Origin of the sequence: Desulfobulbus elongatus DSM 2908 (genome assembly GCF_000621145.1) — a bacterium.
GTDB lineage: Bacteria > Desulfobacterota > Desulfobulbia > Desulfobulbales > Desulfobulbaceae > Desulfobulbus > Desulfobulbus elongatus.
In genome coordinates this window covers 1-20,680 of record NZ_JHZB01000016.1, presented here as the reverse complement: position 1 = coordinate 20,680, position 20,680 = coordinate 1, and the positions used below count along the sequence as shown (strand labels likewise).

Genomic DNA, 20,680 nt, shown 5'->3' with positions numbered 1-20,680 from the left:
CCACCGCGCACCTTTTTAATCACTTGAGAGGAGAAAACATGAAACGACGATCCATGGCCGGTCTCTTCGCCTTCGTTCTTGCCGTCGGACCTGTACCCACGCTGCTCGCCGCTGACGGCGTCATCAAGCTCGGAGTCAGTTCCAGTAAATCCGGGAGCTTCACCAATGTCGGCTCCAGCACCAAGAACGGCGCGGAAATGGCGAAAGAGGAAATCAATGCCGGCAACGGGCTGCCTGTCGGCGGTAAGACCTACACCATGGAACTGGTGTATGTCGATAATGGATCCGACCGGTCGAGCGCCAGCACGAATGCCCTGACGCTGATTAGCCAGCATCAGGTCATGGCCATTGTCGGTCCCCAAAGCAGCGACCGTGCCATTGCCGTCGGAGAAGTGGCCAACTCGTTCAGAACGCCCATGATTACTCCTTGGTCGACCTCGCCGCTGACGACACAGAACAGGCAGTTCGTCTTCCGCATGCCGGTCATGTATGACATCCAGGCAATCGCGACCACCAAGTTCGCGGCCAAGGAGTGGAAGGCGACCAAGGCGGCCGTGTTGTATGATGAAATCAGTCCCTATCCCACCGGCATGGCCAAGGCCTTCAGACAGGCCTTTGAAAAGGCGAACGGACAGGGCTCGGTGGTCGTCTTTGAGACATTCAGGACCAGTGATGTTGATTTTTCTAAGCAATTACAGGAGATTGTCAGTTCGGGCGCCGATTTCCTCTATACGCCGCAGCATTATGAAGAGGTTCCACTGATTGTGCATCAGGCAAGGAAGATGGGCTGGAAGAAACCGATCACCGGTTCCAATTCCTGGTCCGGAGGGGATCTGATGGGGAAATGCGGTGATGAGTGTAAGGGGTTGTATTTTACAGGAAATTTTGCATCAGGCGGGGTGGAGGGCAAGGCGAAGACCTTTACCGACAACTATCAGAAAAAGTATAAGGTCCTGCCCGACGAGGTTTCCGCCCTGACCTATGACGCAGTACGGTTGATCGCGGAATCCCTGAAAAACACCGGAGGATTGACCGGGAATCTTGTGGAGGACAGGGTCAAGCTCCGCGATCAGATCGCCGCCACCAAACGCTTCGAGGGGGTAACCGGCACGTTGGGATACTTCGGCACCGGCGATCCCACGAAGTGTACGGTGGTGATCAAGATCGACGACCAGGGCCTGCTGACCAACCACGAGCAAGTGTGCCCCTAGGGTCGCCCATCAGGCGTGATCGTCAAGGGGAAGGCATCCGCCGGCGCTGTCACGGGCGGATGACCTTCCCCTTTTGCACGATGAGCATGGCCGGCAGGATGATCACAATACCGAGCATCGTCCGCATGGTTGGAAGATCCCGGCGCAGGCACCATTCGATCAGTACGATGAGGGGCGGATACAGATACGAATAGGCCATGACCCGGGTAGGGCCGAGGCGAAGGGTGGCCCACTGGGAAATGAAGAAGGTGACGATGGTGGTGAACACCGCCAGATAGCCGATGCCCAACCAAACGATCGCCGGCACCGCGCTCCATGGCACCATGGGGAGTTTCGTCGCCGAAAAGAGCAGCAGCCAACCGCAGCCGGTGATCAGAATCCACAATGTCATGACGGCCATGGGTTCGCCCCGATGGAACAGCCTGACCAGGGGCGTGTACAAGGCCATCAGCAGACAGCCGCAGAAGAACAGCAGATCGCCGCGGTTGAGCACCATCGCCCGCACCCGTTCCGGGTCTCCCTCGAAGATCACCCACAATGCGCCGGCCATGGCGAGCAGCAAGGCTACGGTCCGGTACGGCCCCAGTCGTTCCCTGAGCAGAAACCAGCTGTAGATCCCCGAAATACCGGGAACCGTCGTGAAGATTGCGCCTGTGTTGAGAGGGGTGGTCATCTGGAGCGAAAGGAACATGAGCCAGAAGAAACCGACCAGCGCACCGCTGATCAGACCGTAGCGGACGATGGCGAAGCGGTCGGACAGATGTATACCATGGCGGCGGCCGACATAGGGGGCGAAGAGCAGGGCGGCGAGCACAAAGCGGACGAGGGTCAGGACGACCGGATCAAGAAACGGGGCGATGGCCTTGCCGACGGTGAAGGAGGTGGCGACCAGCGTTGCCGACAGCAGCATGCAGCCATGGAGCGCCCAGGAAGGAAAAGGGCGGGTGCCGGTGTCGCTCATCGGATGCGTTCGAGGAGCTGGTGGTGCAGGCCGCCGTTGCTGGCCAGGATGTCGGATGCGAAGGGTGAAAAAGGTGTGCCGGAAAAGGTGCTCACCGTGCCGCCCGCCTCTTCGACCAGCAACCAGCCGGCGGCCGTATCCCATGGTTGCAGGTTCATTTCATAAAAGCCGTCGAGACGGCCACAGGCCACATAGGCGAGATCGAGCGCCGCTGCCCCTGCCCTGCGGATATCGCGGACCAGGGGCAGCAGTGTTTTCAGCTGCCGTATGACCGTGGGCAGGGTCGCCTCGATCTGATAGGGGAAACCGGTGCCGACGAGCGCCTCGATGAGGCGGTTCGTGCCGGTGACCGAAATCGTCCTGTCGTTCAAGCGGGCGCCGCATCCCCGGACCGCATAGAAGAGTTCGTCGCGCAGGGGCACGTAGATGGCCCCCGCCATGGGTCTGCCACGGTCGAGCAGGGCGATGGAGACCGCAAAAAAAGGGAAGCCGTGGGCGAAATTGGTGGTGCCGTCCAGCGGGTCCACGATCCAGAGTCGCTCCGCGGCTGTGGCATGGCTCGCTTTGGTTTCCTCGGCCATGATCGGTATGCCGGGCGTGTCCGCTGTCAGCGAAGCGGTGATGATCGCTTCGGCCGCCACGTCGGTTTCGGTGACCAGATCGATAGCGCCCTTCATCGTAATGGTATGGGGCTGTTCGTACCGCTCCCTGATGAGGTCGCCTGCGGCGAGCGCGGCCCGGCAGGCGGCGGCGAGCCAGGTTCTGTGTTCATTCTCGGTGCAGAGCGAGAGAGAATTCGGTATTCTGTCCATAACAGGGCCTGTGTTGATGTTCGATGGAAGGCGGTAAGAGGTGTTTGGGCGGCACATGCTCATGCCGTTTCCCGCCAGATGGCGAGCGCCTTCTTGTACACCTGGGACCGGGGAAGATCAAGGTCCGAAGCAATGCGGACAACAGCCTGTTTGAGACTCGAACGCTGCTCGTCACGATACCAGCGCAGCAGATCCTCAAGGGCTTCGGGTCGCTCCGACGGCAGGGGTGCGGCTCCCTGTACAATGAGAACCAACTCGCCCCTGACGCCATTGCGCACCTGTTCCCGGAGAACCGAAAGCGGCCCTTCCAGGCATTCCTCGTGGATTTTGGTCAACTCGCGGAACAGTTGTGCCTGCCGGTCGCCAAGCGTTGCCAGCATGTCGGCGAGGGCGGCTTGAATCCGGTGGGGCGTTTCATAGAAAATCAGTGCGCAGGGCAGGGTGGCGACATTTTTCAGCACGTGTTTTCGACTGGCCGCATTGGCGGGCAGAAAGCCGCCGAAGAAGAAATGGGCCTCGGTCAACCCAGCGATCGAAAGGGCGGCGGCCAACGCCGAGGGACCCGCGACGGCAACGACCTCAATCCCGGCGGCCCTCGCCTTGTTCACCAGAACGGCTCCGGGATCGCAGATCGCCGGCGTGCCGGCATCGGCGACAAGGGCGATCTGTTTTCCCGCGCGCAGCAATTCCAGCAGGGCCGTTGCTTTTTCCTGTTCCTTTTCCCGGAAATAACTGACCAAGGGGGTCGTGATGTGCAGATGGCGACAGAGTTTTTTCGTGTGTCGGGTATCCTCGCAGGCAATGAGGTCGACCGTGGAAAGCGTTTGGACGGCGCGGTGAGTTATATCACCCAGATTGCCGATGGGCGTGGCGACCACATACAGCCGTCCCGGCTTGTTGGTGTCGTGTATCGGGTCAGGCGGAGGGCAGGCCATGGTCGGGTATCGAGCTGTGGTGGCCCCTCAGGGGGAAAGGTGGTAAAAGTTCAATCATATAAAATAGATGTGTTGTCAATGGGCGCAGCCTTCGGATGGGGGGAGCATGACTTCCTGGTATGAAGAGATGTTTGCGCAATCAAGCATTCCAATGTTGCTGCTTGATGTTACAGTGTTGCGAGAAAAGTGTAAAGATATTCAGAGGAATTCTTGGAAAGATCTTGACAAGTATCTGTATGAAGAATTCTCTTTAAAAAGATATTTAGTATCTTTTTTTAGAATTATTGCGATAAACCAGGCGTTTCTCGATTTATTCGGCATTGAAAAAATGTCGGATATCGGCACGAAGGAGAGTCTGTTGGTTGATTCGGTCTATGATCGGATAAAGCAGATAATTGTCAATGAAATATTTTATGAAAAAATTGATATTGTTTATGAATACAGCAGCAACAATCTCCCTCCCAGAGATTCGGTGTTGAAAATATATGTCAATTTTTTTGAAAATAATGAAAAGTATTTGTCGACTGTCTCGATAATTGATGTTTCCAGCTATAAGAAGTCTGAGTTTATTTTAACTGAATTTGTCGAAAAATATTATTTATTGTTCAAGTCCATTAAGGACGCCATATTCATAATTGACCTCGCTGCCGGGCATATTCTCGAGTTTAATGATAAGGCGTCTGATTTATTGAAAATTCCACCGGAAGATATTGTCGGCAAAAATCTTTCATCGTTTGTCTGCCAAGAACACAGGCCGAAATATGAATTTTTTCTGAACAAAAAAATCTATGGCGAGGGGAACGGAGACGAAACCATCACCCTGTTCATCGTCGTCAGCAATGGCGACTGTCTCCCGGTGCAGGTGGGGGTAACAATCGCCGTGGTCGGGAATGTCCAGGTGGCCCAGGTGGTCCTCCACGACATGAGCAACCGGTTCAAGATGGAAGAAGGGCGAAGGTTGTTGGCGACGGCGGTGGAGCAGGCGGCCGAATCGGTGATCATCACCGATATCTACGGCAATATTCAGTATGTCAACCCCGCCTGCGAGGATGTCAGCGGCTATTCCTTCACCGAGATGCTGGGGAAGAATCCCAGGATGCTGCAAAGCGGCGAGACGCCCTCCTATCAATATAAATTGCTGTGGGAGGAAATCACCAAGGGGAATGTGTGGCGGGGAATGTTCATCAACCGGAGAAAGAATGGCGAGGTGTACCAGGAGGAGGCCACCATCACCCCGGTGAAGGACAATAACGACAAGATCATCAGTTATGTCGCGGTCAAGCGTGATATAACCCAGCATCTACTTCTGGAGAATCAGATACGGCAATCCCAGAAAATGCAGGCCATCGGCACGCTGGCCGGCGGCGTGGCGCATGATTTCAACAACATTTTGACGGCCATCATGGGCTATGCCGAGCTGTCGCAGTCCCAGTGCGACAGGGATTCGTTGGTGTACAATAACCTGGTGGAAATCATCCGGGGGGCCGACCGGGCCGGCAAGCTGGTGGATCAGATTCTGAAGTTCAGCCGGCAGAGTGAAAAAAATGTATCGAATCTGCAGCTTGGGCTCATCGTCAAGGAAGCCATTCGACTTCTCCGGGCAAGTCTGCCGGCGAACATAGAACTTGTCTGCGAGTGTCAGGAGGATTTTTTCGTGAAAGCCGACCCGACCCAGATGCACCAGATCGTGATGAATCTGTGCACCAACGCCTACCAAGCCCTCGAAGGCAAGGGCGGGGTGATCCGGTTGCGGCTGTTCAGGAAGATGTTGTCGCCGCAGGAGGGGGTCATTACCGGCAATCTGCCGCAGGGCGCGTATGTCTGTTTGCAGGTCGAGGACAACGGAACCGGGATTGCGCCGGAATATCTGCAACGGATTTTCGAGCCGTATTTCACGACCAAGAACCTGCACGAGGGAACGGGGTTGGGACTCTCCGTCGTGCACGGCATCGTCAACGACCATCGCGGGGCGGTGACCGTCGAATCGACACCGGGCCAGGGGAGTTGTTTCACCGTTTTCCTGCCGGAAGCCAAGGAAGATGCCGGAAAAAACGTGTCCCCCGAGACGGACGCCCCCGCCGTGTTCGAAGGCACCATCCTGGTGGTCGATGATGAACAGCCCATCACCTTTTTTCTCGTGCAGGTGCTTGAGCATTTGGGATACAAGGTCGAAGCCTGCCTCTCCAGCGACGACGCCTTCAACACGTTTCTGGAGCGGCAGGATGCGTTCGATCTGATCATCACGGACATGGGCATGCCCGGAATGACCGGTTTGGAACTCGCCGAGAAAATCAAGACGATGAACGCCGACATTCCCATCATGCTCTGCACCGGCTACAGCGAACACGTCACGGCGGAAAACTACCAACAGATGGGGTTGGCCGGTTTTGTCGCCAAACCGTTCAATGCCGAGCATCTCGCCAGGGAAGTGGCCCGGATCATAGGCGAGGCGCGGGGTGCCCGGGCTGCGCACCGGCACCGCGAGACCGCCGGTCGACCCGCCGGGGCCGGGCAGGGAGGCGGGGCATGACGATGCGCTCCCCGAGACTGTCCCCCGAGGCCTTCGCCCGCCTCGTCGAGCAGGCCATTGCCCGCATTCCCGAATCCATCCGGGCGTACCTGGACAACATCCTCATTTCGGTACAGCAACGGCCCTCGGCCGATATCCTGGAGGAGTTGGGAATGGCGCCGGACGAGACGTTGTTCGGCGTGTATTCGGGGGTGCCCCTGATCGAGCGCAGCGCGATCGAGCCGCCCCTCTATCCCGATACCATCTTCATCTTTCAAGAACCCCTGGAAAACGCATGCACCACCCGCGAACAACTGCTGGAAGAGATCGAGATCACCGTGGTTCACGAAATCGCGCATTTGGTCGGTTTTACCGACGCGGAACTGGAAGCCCTGGGGTATGGTTGAACCTCGCCCCTTGTCGCCGGCCTGCGCTTGCCCGTGCAGGACTCGGCCGCCGCGCCGGTTCGCCGTTTCCAGCCGCGGGCGGGGACACCGTGAACCCATGATCGAACCGGGCCGCCGCATGCCGCAACCAGTGCTCATCCTGTGTGCGTTTCTGACTGCCGTCCTGCTCGTTGCCTGCGGCGAGGGGGAGAAACCGGTCAAGGTTTCCCTGGACAAACGCCGGGAAATCGCGGCCAAGCCGCCGCAGCCGGCCATCACCTACGCCTATCTCCCGCAGTACTCGCATACCGAGTCCTTCCAGCGGCACCAGCAGTTGGTGGAGTACCTGGCCGAGGAGACCGGGCTCTCCATCCGGCAGGTGTTCCCGGATACCTTTGCCCATCACATCAGCATGTTCGGGCAGGGCAAGATCGACATCTCCTTTTCCAACCCCTTCGTGTATGTCAACCTGGCCAACCGGTACGGCGCCAGGGCCATGGCCCGGATCGTCGAGGAGGACGGCCGCGCGGAGTTCCGCGGCCAGATCATTGCCCGCCGGGACAACGAGGCCATCCGGTCGGTCGAGGATTGCCGGGGCAAGTCCTGGGTGGCGGTGGATCCGTCCTCCGCCGGCGGCTACCTGTTTCCCCTGGGGTTGTTCGTCGATCACGGCCTGACCCTGCGCGATTTCCAGGAGGTGGTCTTTTCCGGCGGCCGGCAGGAGAATGTCATCCTGGGCGTCTACGCCGGCCTGCACGATTTCGGCACCATCCGCGAAGGCTCGCTGAAGGTGGTGGAGGACAAGATCGACATCGGCCAGATCAAGGTGGTGGCCACCTCCAGGCCGTATCCGGGCTGGGTGTACGCCTACAGCCCACGTCTGTCCCAGGAGGCGGCGGACAAGATCCGGGCGGCCATGCTCAAACTCGATTACGCGCACGATCCCCGGCACCGGGCCATCCTGGAGGCGGCCCGATTCATCGGCTTCGTCCCCTCCGACGACCGGGATTTCGATCCCATCCGGGAGCTGAACAGGAAGGTGGGGCTGGAAGGTGAGTAAGCATCTGCTCAAGGGGCTGCACAGCCTGCAATTCCGGACCAAGATCACTTTGGGGATGGCCCTGATGCTGATCTTCAGCGGCCTGAGCATCGGGCTGCTCCTCTCTGCCATGTCCTCGAGGGCGCTCCTCGACGAGGGCAAAAAGCGGGGCATGGCCCTGAGCGCCGGGCTGGCCTTTCGCCTGGCCGAGCCCTTGCTGGCCATGGATTTCCTCCAGATGAAAAATCTCATCGACAACACCCACCATCAGTATGGTGACGTGCTCTACATCTTCCTGACCGACACCAGCGGCAACGTCCTTTCACACACCTTTTCCGGGGGCGGTTTTCCCCACGACCTGCTCAGGGTCAACCGGGACAGCCGGCGTCCCCAGCCTCTTCTCCTCGAGACCGAGCGGGGGGCGGTCTACGATTTCAACGTCGGCATCATCCTCGGCGAAAAAAACCTGGGATCGGTCCGTCTGGGGCTGTCGCGGAGCAAGATGGACGCCCAGATCCGGCAGCAGCGGCTGATCAGCCTGGTCGGCACGCTGGGGGTGGTGAGCCTGGGCATCGTGCTCGCCCTCTGGTTCGCCCGCACGGTCACGCTCCGGCTCAACCGGCTCAGGGAGTCGGCGGAGGAGATCGTCAAGGGTAACCTCAACGTGCAGGTCGGCGTCCCCCTGGAGAAAAACTGCTGGGACATCATGGAGTGCGCGAAACTCGACTGCCCCGCCCACGGCGACACGCGGCGGCGCTGCTGGTACCTGGCCGGCACCCTGTGCCCGCACTGCCGGGGCAAGGAGTATCCGCTCAAGATCGAGAGCTGCCGCCACTGCCCGGTGTTTCGATACAACTTCGGCGACGAAATCCAGGACCTGGCCGAGGCCTTCGATGTGATGGCGGTGACGATCAAGAACCACATCGAGGAATTGACCGAACGGGAAAAGACCATCGCCCGGCAGCAGGAGTTGCTCAAGACCATCATGAACGTCACCCCGGACTTCATCACCCTCCAGGACAAGGAGCTGACCTATCGGTTCGCCAGCAAGGCGTTCTGCGACTATTTCAACCTCAACGAGGACGAGGTGATCGGCAAGACCGATTTCGACATCTTTTCCGAACGACAGGCCGATCTCAATTTCCACGAGGACAAGCAGATTCTGCTCACCGGCCATTCGCTGGCCAAGGAAATCACCTTCAAGCGGCCCGACGGCCAGCGGTGGTTCCATATCGTCAAGGTGCCGGTCGCCGACCAGGACGGCGGCATCATGGGCCTGCTGCTGACCGCCAGGGACATCTCCATGCTGAAAAAAATCCAGGAGCAGCTCATCCAGTCGCAGAAGATGGAGGACCTGGGCCGTCTCGCCGGCGGCGTGGCGCATGAGATCAACACGCCGCTGGGGATCATCCTGGGCTACACCCAGCTCTTGATGGACGACATCACCGACCAGGAACTCCTGGAAAATCTCCAGGTGGTCGAAAAGCAGGCCAAGATCTGCCGGAAGATCGTCGCCGACCTGCTCGGGTTCTCCCGCCACTCCCAATCGGTGCGGGAGGCCGTGGACCTGAACGGCTCCCTGCGCGAGGTGGTCCAGTTGGTGGAGCATGCCTTTTCCCTCAAGGGCATCACCATCATCCAGCATCTCGACGAGACCGTCCCTCCCCTCGACGGCAACAAGGAGCGGCTCAAGCAGGTCTGGCTGAATCTGCTCAACAACGGAGCGGACGCCATCGGCCAGGACGGGGTCATCGTCGTCCGCAGCCGGCGGGGCACCGGCGGCCAGATCGAGGTCAGCGTGGCCGACACCGGCCAGGGCGTGACCCAGGGGAATCTCAACAAGATTTTCGACCCCTTCTTCACCACCAAGCAGGTGGGCAAGGGCACCGGCCTGGGACTGTCCGTGTCCTTCGGCATCATCAAGGAGCACGGCGGCACCATCTCCGCCCAGAGTCCCGCGCCGGTGGAATACCTGGCCGGCGCCGTTCCGCCCTTCGGCCTGTCCGGGCCGGGCACCGTCTTCCTCGTCGAACTGCCTCCCAGAGAAGTGGTGTATTAGGTAGATTTACCTAGACGGCCGGGGGAGCAATCCTCTATAGTGCGTGCCAACCTCGGCAAGGCCGTCCCGTATCGGATTCCCGGGAATCAATGCAGAACCGCTGTCTGCCATGTATCGGTCCGGCCTGGCCACCGCCTGCCCCGGGTGCTGCCCGGTGTCGACAGACACGGGGCCGGGACCGATCCTTTCCTTCCTGAAGTGGCGCTCCGGCGCATAGCCGTCTTGCCATCCCTTTTCCGATCCGGTTCGCGATGCATCCCTTCCGTCAAATACGCCTGAGCACCAAGATCGCCTTGCTGAGCGCCGGTTGCGTGCTGCTCACGGCCATGACCCTGGTCCTGCTTTCCGTCTGGCAGAGCGGCCAGTACAACCTGCTGGCACAGGGCGAGGTGGATGCCCTCATCGAGGCCGATCTCGATCATATCACCCAGGGGATGTACCACCTGGTGCGCACCGCCGACGAAACGGCACAGCTCCAGGTGAACAACAATCTCAGGGTCGCCGAACGCCTCTTGACCGATGCCGGCGAAGTCCGGCTGGGGGAGGAGACGGTGGCATGGCAGACGGTCAACCGGGCGACCGGGGAAACCGGCCAACCGGTGCTGCCCGCATTTTTCGTCGGCAATCGATGGATCGGCAAGAACCGCGATCCGGCCGTCGAAACGCCGGTGGTCGATGAAGTGGGCAGACTGACCGGGGCGAGCGCCACCCTTTTCCAGCGCATGAACGAGCGCGGCGACATGCTGCGCGTTGCCACCACGGTGCGGACGCCGACCGGCGCGCGCGCCATCGGTACCTGCATCCCGGCCGTCGACGCCGATGGCGGCGCCAATCCGGTGATCGCGGCGGTCCTGGCGGGCAGGACCTTCCACGGTCGCAGCCATGTGGTCAACGATTGGTATCTGACCGCCTACGCGCCGGTCCGCGACAACGCCGGCCGCCTAGTGGGAATGCTCTATGTCGGCCTCCGGCAGGAGGCGGTGGCCGCCCGTGTCCGCCAGGCCATTGTGCAGAGCACGATAGGAAAAACCGGCTACGTCTACGTGCTGGGCGGCGGCGGTGAGGAACGCGGCCGGTATGTCATCTCGTACAGGGGGGAGCGGGACGGGGAGCAGGTGCTGAACGTTCGGGACAGCGACGGTCGTCTCGTCATTCGGGAGATCCTCGACAGGGCGACCCGATTGCAGCCCGGTGAGATGGCCACGGTGCGCTACCGCTGGCAGAATCAGGGGGAGCCGGCGCCGCGCCCGAAGGTGGCCCGTCTGGCCTATTACGCGCCCTGGGACTGGGTGATCGGCACCAGCGTGTACGAAGACGAATTGCAGAACTACAGCAATGTGCTTCGCGAGGGCAGGGCCCGGATGATCCGCATCATGCTGGTCGCCGGTTGCGGCATCACCGTGCTGGTGGGCCTGGCCTGCCTGGTCGTCACCTGGTCGCTCATCCGGCCGGTGCGGCAAATGACCGAAGTGGCGCACAAAATCATCGCGGGCGATTTCACCCAACTCATTCCGGTGAAATCCGGGGATGAAATCGGGATTCTGGCGCGCACCTTCAATCTCATGACCGGCGAACTCGAACGGTACACGGAAGGGTTGCGCCAGAGCGAGGAAAAGTACAGGGGCATTTTCGAGAATGCGCTGGAAGGGTTCTATCAGAGCAGCCTGGAAGGCCGTTTCCTGACCGCGAATCCGGCCCTGGCCTCCCTGCTCGGGTATGCCTCGCCCGAGGAATTCATCGCCGCCGTCATCGACAGCCGCCATCAGTTGTACGCCGATCCCGACGACCGGAACAGGTTGCTCGCCGCCCTCTCGGAGCATCGGCAGGCGCTGGTCGAGGTGCAGGTGCTCCGCAAGGACGGGCGCAGGATATGGGTGTCCATCAGTGCGCACCTGCGCCGGGGCGCCGCCGGACAACCCGAGATGATCGAAGGGTTCATCTCCGACATCACCACCCGCAAGCAGGCGGAAGATGCCCTGGCCGAGTCGCGGAACTATCTGGACGAGATCATCAACAGTTTCGGCGATCCCATGTTCGTCAAGGACCGGGAGCATCGCTGGATGCTGGTCAACACGGCGATGTGCGCGCTCATGGGGCGTCCTCGCGACGAGGTGCTGGGGAGAACGGACTACGACTTTTTTCCGGCGGCGGAGGTGGAGGTGTTCTGGGCAAAGGATGCCTCGGTGCTGGCCAGCGGCCGGGAGAACATCAACGAGGAATGGCTGACCGACGGCCGGGGCGTCCGGCATGTCGTCCTGACCAAGAAAACCCTGTACACGGACAAGAACGGCGATCCCTACATCGTCGGCATCATCCGCGACATCACCGAGCAGCGGCGGGCCGAGGAGGAACGGGTCCGCCTGGAGGCCATGCTCAACCAAGCCCAGAAAATGGAGGCCATCGGCACCCTGGCCGGCGGCATCGCGCACGATTTCAACAATATTCTCCAGCCCATGCTGGGATACAGCGAATTGCTGCGCCTGCGCCTTCCGCCGGACAGCGCCCAGCAGAAATACGTGGAGCGGTTGCATGCCGCCGGGTTGCGCGCCAAGGAACTGATCGGCCAGATCCTCGCCTTCAGCCGGCAGGCGGAGCACAAGGTCGTGCCCGTGCGGATGCAGGCGGTGCTGAAGGAGGTTTATAAACTCTGCCGGGCCACCATCCCGGCGAACATCCAGATCAAGATGGATATCGACACCCAGTGCCCGAGCGTGCTCCTCGATCCCTCGCAGGTGCACCAGGTGGCGATGAACCTGATCATCAACGCCTACCACGCCGTCGAGGCATCCGGAGGCAGGATCGACATCCGGCTGCGAGAGGTGGCGCTGACGCGGCCCGCAGCCGCCGATTCCCCGCTGCCGCCGGGGCGGTATGTCCTGTTCTCCGTGGCCGATACCGGCTGCGGCATCGACCCGGCCATCCTGGACCGGGTGTTCGATCCCTACTTCACCACCAAGGAGCAGGGTAAGGGCACGGGGCTGGGGCTTGCCGTGGTCCACGGCATTGTCAAGGAACACGGCGGCGACATCGCGGTGGCGAGCGAAGTCGGCCGGGGCACCACCTTCAGGGTCTACCTGCCGCTGCTCGACGAGGCCGTGGAACAGGCGGCGCCGACGGCGCCCGAGGTGTATTCCGGCGGCGATGAACGCATTCTCGTGGTGGACGACGAGGCGATGATCGTTGAGATCATGACCGTGCTCCTCGAAGGGCTCGGCTACCGGGTCACCTCGCGGGAAAACGGCCGCGCGGCCCTGGCGTTGTTCACCGCCGATCCGACCGCCTTCGACCTGGTGCTCACCGACCTGATGATGCCGCACATGACCGGAGAGCAGCTCGCCAGGGCAATACTGGCGATCCGGCCGGACATGCCGATCATCGTCTGCAGCGGCTTCAGCGAACGGCTCGGCCGGGAACGGGCCCGGGATGTCGGGGTCAGGGCGCTGCTGACGAAACCGCTCGGCATCGCGGAATTGTCGTGCGAGGTACGGGCCGCGCTGGACGCCCGCCCGCCCGGATGAAGCTGCCGCCGATGCCGCCGGAACATGGGGGGGGATGAGATAACTGAATGGTAGGAATTGCGATAAGTGTGGTTGACGATGGTTTACGCGAGGTTGGATTTGGTTGAAAAGAGGAGTGCGATCAAGAAAAGTTTGAAGAGGTTTTAAGAAAGTTTTTTTTACCCGTCAGAAAGGAAGAGGCCGCCAAACAGGCAACCTCTTTTACCTCCCCCACGCTGATCAGCGTGGGGGAGGAATTAAAACTTCGCGGCTTTTTTATTTAAGCGCGAACGTCTTTCCCAAAGATTCATGGTCATTGTCCTTCCAGACGCCGTCACAGAGAGAATGGCAGGCCCGCTTGGCAATGTACATTTTATTCTGTTCTCTATTCAAAAAGATAGAACAATTGTGCCCTTTTGAAAACAAATTTAACGGTTTGGGCAATGAATTAGGTTTATCGGAGACCTTGAAGGCAATCTCCAGGCCACCATCGTATTCGTTGTCGAGCGAACGGCCTAGGCTCACTTTCGCAGCACTGAGATCGGTGGCATATTCATTCAATTTTGGGCAAGATTGAATGATTTTAGGAGCGACAGCTTTACCTCTAGCGATCAGTTCCGGATCGCCCTCGCTACTTATCGAGAACCTTTGTTTTTGGAGGCGCGCATCTTGGCTTTCAGAGCATGACACGCACAAAAAAAAAGGAAGAATTGAAAAAATAATCAATAGTATGTTCATTTTCTCTGTTCCCGTCGTGAGATTATTTTTAGGCGCTTTTTTTCCGTTTGCTGGCGAGGAGTTCGTTCAGCAGTTTCTTTTCTTCACTATATTTTAAAACATCACGCTGCGCGTCCTCATCCATCTCCACCAGTACTTGCTCTATCAACCACATTACCTTCCCCTTGGTCTCTGTTTTTTGCGGATGGTCCCCCTCCCCCACCAAGAGCCAATTGAGATCCAGCTTGAAATATCTCTTTAGAGATACAAGTATCTCTGCCCCCGGGGATTTTTCATTTTTTTCGAGCGCTGAAATATGACTTTGCGAGACGCCCAGCTCTGCGGCTAGCTCTTTTTGAGTCAAGTTACGCTCTTTACGAAGCTGTCTCAGTCGATCTCCAAACATAAAACTTCTATAGCGGTATTTTTTTGTTGATTGGATGCCTCTATAGAGGTATAAACACCCCCACGGGGAACAATATTACCCCTGGGCGGATAGTATCAGGGGCGGGCGTAATTTACAACGTCCGTATCCCCGTAAAAACAGGACAGTTGCCGCAGGGGCGGCGGACAGGAAAGAGAACGTGGCACCGGTTCAGCTCAACATCTTCAATTATTCCAGCCTGCATACGGTTGTCCGCGATGTGAAGGAAGCATTGAACGCCGAGGTGGAGAAATCCGGGAAGTCCAGGGATAAGGTGCTCGACCGGGTCAATGAATTGGCGAAGCGCCACCGGATGCCCCTGACCGGACAAGGCGGTTTGAGTAAAGCCCTGTTCGAAAAATATCTGAATCCAGAGGACGAGAGCCGGGTCCCGGGTCTCAAGGCCCTGGTGCTGATCTGCGCTGCCCTGGAAACATCGACGCCGCTGGCGGTGATCGCGACGGCCCTTGGCGGGGGCCAACTGATCGGACCGGAAGAGGCCAGGCTGCTCGAATGGGCCAGGGCACACCGGGAATCCAAGCGTCTGCGCCAGAAAATGCGCCGACTTGAAGAAGATATGTGATGGCGAGAAAAGCGAAAAAGCGCAATGGCGAAAAAATCTACACGTGGATGAGGAAGAACAAGCTCACCTATGTCGACATTGCCAGAGAACTCGAATACGCGAGCCACGTGCCGGTGTGGCGCACGGTCCACGGGGAAAAGAACCTGCGGAAGGTGCTGCGATACCTGCTGGATCATGGGTGCCCGCCGCGCATCCTCTCCCTGCCGGACGATATGGAGGCCGCCCAGTGACGACCTACAGACGCATTGAGGCGGTGCGGGTGTCGATCGACATCCTGCGGTACCTCGCCGAAGTGAAAGAGCCGGCGACCGGCAAGGATGTCGCCGTGGCGGTGGACATGCCGCACGGCACGGTGATGTGCCACCTGGCCACGCTGGAAGATGAACGGATGGTGCGCTGCGTGGGCGGCGCCTGGGAGTTGGACTTGGGGATGGCGATGTTTTGGGCGCGGAAAAAAGCGCAGCTCGCGTCGCGGATAGCCAGGGACAGCAAGGATCTTGAATCGTTGGGAGAATGAAATGAGCGACATTACGAAAAGCCTTAAAGAGGCTTTGAGGCGGCGGCAGACGGAAATCGATCCTGTGTCCGAGGCGTCCAAGGATGTGGTGGCACTGGAACAACAGCGCGAGGATCGGGCGCTGTCTGCCCAAGAGGAGCGAGAGCAAAGGATCGCTGACAGTTATGAGTTAGCGGGGCGAATTCAGGCGTTCACGTTTGTCGAAAAAGTGGCGACGGTCGCCAGTTTGGTCCAGTTGAAGAAAGTCAAGGAATCCAAGGTTTATCGCGATCTTCCTGGGATAGGGTCGTGGAATAACTATTGTGAATACATAGGATTATCCAGAAGAAAGATTGATGAGGACTTGCAAAATATCGCTTTGTTCGGAGAGCAATTTTTGGCGACGGTCGCCAGTTTTTCCCTCGGCTACCGCGAGCTGCGCAAGTTGCGTCGGCTGACCAACGAGGGCACCCTCCAGGTGACGGACAGCGAGGTTGTGATCGGCGAGAAACGCATTCCACTGTCGCCCGATGCAAAGGACGAACTTGAGATCGCCCTGGAACAGCTGATCGAGGCCAAGGACCAGGTCATCGAGGAAAAAGAGGCCACCCTTCGGGCCAACAAGAAGCTGATCGCCTCCAAGGAGGAGTTGATCCGGCGTCAGGAAAAAGACCTGGCCAAGTACGAAAAGGAAGTCGAGGCCAAAGGGCCGGAAGCCTTAGAATTGGAATTCATCCAGAAAATGCAGAATGCCCGGATCACTATCGAGGGCTGGCTGAACCAGTTCGACCCGTCGCTCAACCCGCTGCCCGAGGACTACACGCCCCGGATGGCGAACGAGATGATGATCACCCTGCAGTCCCTGCTGCGCTCCATCAAGGCATCCTACGATACCGCCGCCGATATTTACGGCGACCCCGACCTGGACGGCGGTTCGGGCTGGGTGCCGCCGCACCTGCGCACCGACGAGACGGACAAAGAGTGACCCATGGAATGGGCCAGGGAGATGGTCGACCGGCTCATCCATGCCGGCGCCGGCGATCGGGGGCGGATTATCGCCGAGTACCGGCACCTATCGGGGAAGTCGGCGGCCACGCTGTACCGGATCGCCGCGCAGCACGGATTCCGGGCCAACAGGTCCGAGCGAGCGGACAAAGGCCAGCTTAAATGCGGCGTGACCGAGGGACAGTTGCAATTTATCTCGGCGCTGATCTCGACCAGCGCGCGCGAGGTCAAGGGCACCATCCTGCCGCTGTCCGAAGCGAAGAAGATCGCGGAAGACAACGGCGTGCTGGCGCCCGGGCAAGTATCGCTGGCGAGGTTGCAGGCCATACTCAGGGAAAGGGACATGAACAGCACGGCACTCAACACGGAATCACCGTCCATCAATATGGCGAGCCTGCACCCGAACCACGTGCACGTGTTCGACGCCTCCATCTGCATCCAGTATTACCTCAAAAACGGCAAGGGGTTACGGATGATGGACGAGCGGGATTTCCGCGAAAAGAAACCGGTCAACATGGGGAAAATCAAGGACCGCATCTACCGCCTGGTGTTGGCGGATCACTTCAGCCACTGTCTGTTCGTCAAATATTACAAGGCATTGGGCGAAAACTCGGCCATGACCTTCGATTTCCTCACCTCGGCCTGGCGCGGCGGCCATCACGAGAAGCTGCCCCTGCGCGGAGTGCCCTTCTTCCTGCTGATGGACGCCGGCGCTGCCAACGTGGCCAAAGGGATCATGGCGCTGCTGGAGCGCCTGGAAATCGACATCCCGAAGAACATGCCGCACAACCCGCGGCGGCAGGGCTCGGCCGAGTGCGCCCAGGAAATCATCGAGACCCATTTCGAGGCTCGGCTTCGATTCGAGCCGGCCACCACCATCGAGGATCTGAACGCCTGGGCGGCCGACTGGCTGGTGGACTGGAACGGCACCAGGACACACCGGCGCCACCGGATGACCCGCAACGCCTGCTGGCTGACCATCCGGCAGGAACAGTTGCGCGACCTGCCGACCGACGAGATCCTGCGCGATCTCTACGCCGAGCCCGAGGTGGAACGCACGGTGGCCGCTGACAACACCATCTCCTTCCGCGGCGAGTCCTACCGGGTGAAGCACATCGAGGGCATCCGGCCCGGCAGGAAGGTGCAGGTGGTGCTGCGTCCGTATCACTGGCCCGAGATCGCGGTGCGGTACAACGATGCCACCTACCTCGCCCGTCCGGTGGGCAAGATGGCCGGCCGGTTTGCTGCCGACGCGGCGATCATCGGCCAGGAATACAAGGCGCAGCCAGAGACCCCGGTGCAGAAGGTGCTCAAGGCCAACGACAATTTGGCCTACGGCGAGGAGCGCGGCAAGGATGCCCTACCCTTCGGCGGCACCCTGCGCATGATGGGGCACATGGCCGACGCGATCAAGGCCGTGCCCATGCCGAGACGGGGGACGGTCATGGAGGTATCGAGGGAGGATACCAGGAAAATGGTGCCGATCATGGAACTGTTCAAACGATTGCGGGCCGCAGGCGTGTTGTTGGACGGACCGACCAACCAGGCTCTGCGGGCCGAGTACGGCACGGCCATCGATGCCGCCGAGGCCGACCGGATCGTGCTGTCCATGGCGGCCGGGTCGGAATGGCGGCAAACCGAACCGAACCTGCGGCACGCTACCGAGGCATAGCCGGCAACAAGGGGGAGACGACAATGGGCAAAGCAGAGGCACATCAGATGGCATTCGCCCCTCTGGTCCTTAAGCAGATGATGCTTGAATGCGATATCAGCCAGCCGGCACTGAGGAACAGGATAGCGGCACTCCTCGGCCGGGAGATTTCCCGGCCGACCGTCAACCTATGCGTCAACAGGGGCTATGTCCCAAAGACCATCGACGGGTTTGTCGCGGCGGTGGACAAGATTGTGACGACGGATGCCGCGTGTTCGGCCTGGCTTGAACGACATGGCCTGACCGTGGCGGACATTTGGCGCAAGCAGGGCCGCGAAATGCGCCACGCCAAGGCCCGCGGCCATGGCCGACGGGTGAGACTGGGCATCAAAACCGGCATCAGCCACTCGCAATTAACCGGAGATCCTACTGAGATAACCATCACCAGGGAGGTGGAGATGATCACCACGGCAGCGTTGCGGCACTTCAAGCTGTTCCGCAATCCATTCATCGACGACATCCAGAAAGATGCCGACGTCTACATGAGCGACGAGCATCGATACATCGAGGCCGCCATGCTCGACGCGGCCATGCACGGCGGCTTCCTGGCGGTGATCGGTGAGGTGGGCAGCGGCAAGTCGGTGATGCGCCGCAAGGTGGCGGAGACGCTCAAGCGCGACGGCGGCACCATGGTCATTTTTCCGCAGATGATCGACAAGGGCCGGCTCAACGCCTCTTCCATCTGCGACGCTATCGTTATGGACGTGAGCAGCGAGCGGCCGAGGATCAGGCTTGAGGACAAAACCCGCCAGGTGCAGCGGCTGCTGCTCGACCGCGCCAAAAGCGGGTTCCGCGCCTGCCTGATCATCGAGGAGGCGCACGACCTCAAGGTACAGACGCTCAAATACCTGAAGCGATTTTACGAGCTTGAGGACGGCTACAAGAAGCTGCTCGGGATCGTCCTCATCGGCCAGACCGAGCTGAAGCACATGTTCAACGAAGCGCAGAACGTGGACATGCGCGAGGTAATCCGGCGGGTGCAGGTCGCCGAAATCAGGGGCCTCAACGGCCACCTGCACGATTACCTGGAGGTGAAGTTCAAACGGGTGGGCGGCAAGCTCGAAGATATCTTCGCCGAGGACGCCTATGCCGCCCTAGGCAAGCGGCTGACCAGCAAGAGCCGTGACGGCAAATCCACCATCAGCCATGCCTATCCGCTGACGGTGAATAACTACATCGCCCGGGCAATGAACTACGCCTGCGAGACCGGTGAGGCCAAGGTGAGCGCCGAGGTGATCGACGCAATCTAAAATCGGCCCGGAATTTTAAAAACCAGGCCGAAATTATAACCGTTTTAATAACAAAAGGGAGGCGAGATGAAGGTGGGATCGTACCAACTCGGCACAAAGGCCGAACGCATGGAGATGCGGAAGAAGTTATCGGGCGGCAAAATCTGCCCGGTGACCAACGGCCTGCCGACCGTGATGAGCGAGGAGGGCTTCCGCACCGCCTGCGAGCGGCGGCGGGAGCAGGACCGGCATGAATGGAGCGAGCGGCGCCCCTACAAATATACCTGGTGCGATGAATGCCGAGGGAAGCAGCGGCCGGATGAGCTGCGGATCGTGAACCTGGCCGCGATGATCGCGGCGCGGGAGATGAAGAAAATGGTCGGAGAGAGGCTGCCACCGCTCTCCGACCGGAGCTGAGCATGAGCACAATCTAATCAATTGGCCCGCAGCCACGATACACCGTGGGGAACGGGGCCGCAACCACGGAGAAAGACAATGAACAGTAATGCGGAAAAACAGATGCAGGATCAGCTGCGCGACATCGGCGCCACTATGGAGTCGGTGCGCGCCAACGTGCCGCGCGTGAAGCGTACTATGGGATTGGAGGATCACTTGTACAGGGTGTGGGATGCCTCCCAGGAATTGCAGCGAGCCCTGGAATTACCGGGGGTGATCTCCGGATACCGCGCAGACGCCGTGGATCAGGTGCTCCGCATCATTCAGTTGATGGATGAGTGTGACGCCGCTCCGGACACGCGGCAATTGATCAGCATCGGCTACGCCTGCGAACTGGCGCGGGACAAGATCCGGGCCTACCTGGCCCTTGACCGCGCCGCCGTCAACAAATCCATCCAGGCCGGATGGAATCAAGGAGATGAGGAATGAGCAAGGTGAAAGGCAAGGCCACGCCCCGGATCGCGGTGCCGCAGAGCAGGGAGGAGGCCGAGACCTGGGTCCGGCAAATCGGAGAATTCCGCCGCCAGGTAGTGCGGATCGAGACGGCGATGAACGACGAGATCGCCCGGATCAAGGCCGAGCACGAGGAAAAGGCGCGGCCGTACCGCGAGGATGTCGAGGCCCTGCTGGCCGGTCTGCAAGCCTGGGCC

General features: G+C 59.8%; 20 protein-coding genes. 15 read left to right on the top strand and 5 right to left on the bottom strand.

Annotation, left to right across the window (positions count from 1 at the left end):
- Positions 1–38 precede the first annotated feature (38 nt).
- Complete coding sequence (locus tag Q362_RS0109295; RefSeq protein WP_028318460.1) at positions 39–1,211, top strand: ABC transporter substrate-binding protein; 1,173 nt, start codon at positions 39–41, stop codon at positions 1,209–1,211.
- Between the two features lie 49 nt (positions 1,212–1,260).
- Here Q362_RS0109295 and Q362_RS19985 read toward each other — a convergent pair whose 3' ends face one another.
- Genes Q362_RS19985 through rsmI form a run of 3 tightly spaced genes read right to left on the bottom strand, consistent with a single transcriptional unit; the run spans position 1,261 to position 3,919 of the window.
- Positions 1,261–2,172, bottom strand: coding sequence for a DMT family transporter (locus tag Q362_RS19985; RefSeq protein WP_051554005.1), 912 nt, complete (start codon positions 2,170–2,172; stop codon positions 1,261–1,263).
- Positions 2,169–2,984 carry an inositol monophosphatase family protein gene (locus Q362_RS0109285; RefSeq protein ID WP_028318459.1) on the bottom strand — a complete coding sequence of 272 codons (816 nt, stop codon included), beginning with the start codon at positions 2,982–2,984 and terminating at the stop codon, positions 2,169–2,171. Before Q362_RS0109285 ends, Q362_RS19985 begins: the two co-directional genes overlap by 4 nt.
- Before the next feature lie 59 nt (positions 2,985–3,043).
- Positions 3,044–3,919, bottom strand: coding sequence for a 16S rRNA (cytidine(1402)-2'-O)-methyltransferase (rsmI, locus tag Q362_RS0109280; protein ID WP_051553999.1), 876 nt, complete (start codon positions 3,917–3,919; stop codon positions 3,044–3,046).
- 106 nt (positions 3,920–4,025) lie between these two features.
- On the opposite strand from rsmI, the gene Q362_RS19980 reads away from it, so the two are divergent.
- From Q362_RS19980 to Q362_RS22225, 5 genes are all read left to right on the top strand, one after another.
- Positions 4,026–6,449 (top strand): hybrid sensor histidine kinase/response regulator, encoded by a 2,424-nt coding sequence (locus Q362_RS19980; RefSeq protein ID WP_169737394.1) that lies wholly within the window; start codon positions 4,026–4,028, stop codon positions 6,447–6,449.
- Positions 6,446–6,835, top strand: a complete 390-nt coding sequence (locus tag Q362_RS0109270; protein WP_051553995.1) for a metallopeptidase family protein — start codon at positions 6,446–6,448, stop codon at positions 6,833–6,835. The genes Q362_RS19980 and Q362_RS0109270 overlap by 4 nt, the downstream gene beginning before the upstream one ends.
- 97 nt (positions 6,836–6,932) lie before the next feature.
- The gene (locus Q362_RS0109265) at positions 6,933–7,874 is read left to right on the top strand and encodes a phosphate/phosphite/phosphonate ABC transporter substrate-binding protein (RefSeq protein ID WP_051553993.1); all 942 of its coding nucleotides are present in this window, start codon (positions 6,933–6,935) and stop codon (positions 7,872–7,874) included.
- Positions 7,867–9,912: a two-component system sensor histidine kinase NtrB gene (locus Q362_RS0109260; RefSeq protein ID WP_211248474.1), complete on the top strand. Its 2,046-nt coding sequence runs from the start codon at positions 7,867–7,869 to the stop codon at positions 9,910–9,912. Before Q362_RS0109265 ends, Q362_RS0109260 begins: the two co-directional genes overlap by 8 nt.
- A 251-nt stretch (positions 9,913–10,163) precedes the next feature.
- Positions 10,164–13,430, top strand: coding sequence for a Cache 3/Cache 2 fusion domain-containing protein (locus Q362_RS22225; protein ID WP_051553990.1), 3,267 nt, complete (start codon positions 10,164–10,166; stop codon positions 13,428–13,430).
- A 255-nt stretch (positions 13,431–13,685) separates the two neighbouring features.
- On the opposite strand, the gene Q362_RS23560 is transcribed toward Q362_RS22225, so the two are convergent.
- Both Q362_RS23560 and Q362_RS22220 read right to left on the bottom strand, forming a co-directional pair.
- Positions 13,686–14,147: a hypothetical protein gene (locus Q362_RS23560; RefSeq protein ID WP_157470007.1), complete on the bottom strand. Its 462-nt coding sequence runs from the start codon at positions 14,145–14,147 to the stop codon at positions 13,686–13,688.
- 28 nt (positions 14,148–14,175) lie between these two features.
- Positions 14,176–14,532 (bottom strand): helix-turn-helix domain-containing protein, encoded by a 357-nt coding sequence (locus Q362_RS22220; RefSeq protein WP_084312510.1) that lies wholly within the window; start codon positions 14,530–14,532, stop codon positions 14,176–14,178.
- A gap of 178 nt (positions 14,533–14,710) precedes the next feature.
- Between Q362_RS22220 and Q362_RS0109245 the strand changes: the two genes are divergently transcribed.
- The 9 genes from Q362_RS0109245 to Q362_RS0109205 form a co-directional block, all read left to right on the top strand.
- Positions 14,711–15,133 carry a hypothetical protein gene (locus Q362_RS0109245; RefSeq protein ID WP_028318454.1) on the top strand — a complete coding sequence of 141 codons (423 nt, stop codon included), beginning with the start codon at positions 14,711–14,713 and terminating at the stop codon, positions 15,131–15,133.
- Entirely contained in the window at positions 15,133–15,363 is a 231-nt protein-coding gene (locus Q362_RS24060; RefSeq protein WP_028318453.1) for a hypothetical protein, read from the top strand. Before Q362_RS0109245 ends, Q362_RS24060 begins: the two co-directional genes overlap by 1 nt.
- Positions 15,360–15,650, top strand: a complete 291-nt coding sequence (locus tag Q362_RS24055; protein WP_028318452.1) for a helix-turn-helix domain-containing protein — start codon at positions 15,360–15,362, stop codon at positions 15,648–15,650. Before Q362_RS24060 ends, Q362_RS24055 begins: the two co-directional genes overlap by 4 nt.
- A gap of 1 nt (position 15,651) precedes the next feature.
- Positions 15,652–16,614, top strand: coding sequence for a hypothetical protein (locus tag Q362_RS23550; protein WP_157470003.1), 963 nt, complete (start codon positions 15,652–15,654; stop codon positions 16,612–16,614).
- Between the two features lie 3 nt (positions 16,615–16,617).
- The gene (locus Q362_RS0109225; protein WP_028318450.1) at positions 16,618–18,306 is read left to right on the top strand and encodes a hypothetical protein; all 1,689 of its coding nucleotides are present in this window, start codon (positions 16,618–16,620) and stop codon (positions 18,304–18,306) included.
- A 47-nt stretch (positions 18,307–18,353) separates the two neighbouring features.
- Positions 18,354–19,595 (top strand): ExeA family protein, encoded by a 1,242-nt coding sequence (locus Q362_RS0109220; protein WP_169737393.1) that lies wholly within the window; start codon positions 18,354–18,356, stop codon positions 19,593–19,595.
- Positions 19,596–19,661: 66 nt separating this feature from the next.
- A complete protein-coding gene (locus tag Q362_RS0109215; RefSeq protein WP_028318448.1) occupies positions 19,662–19,991 on the top strand; it encodes a hypothetical protein in 330 nt (109 codons plus the stop codon).
- A 78-nt stretch (positions 19,992–20,069) separates the two neighbouring features.
- On the top strand, positions 20,070–20,459 hold the full coding sequence (locus tag Q362_RS0109210; protein WP_028318447.1) for a hypothetical protein: 390 nt from the start codon (positions 20,070–20,072) through the stop codon (positions 20,457–20,459).
- Positions 20,456–20,680: host-nuclease inhibitor Gam family protein (locus Q362_RS0109205; RefSeq protein ID WP_028318526.1), on the top strand; the 225-nt coding region annotated here is incomplete at its 3' end. The genes Q362_RS0109210 and Q362_RS0109205, both read left to right, overlap by 4 nt.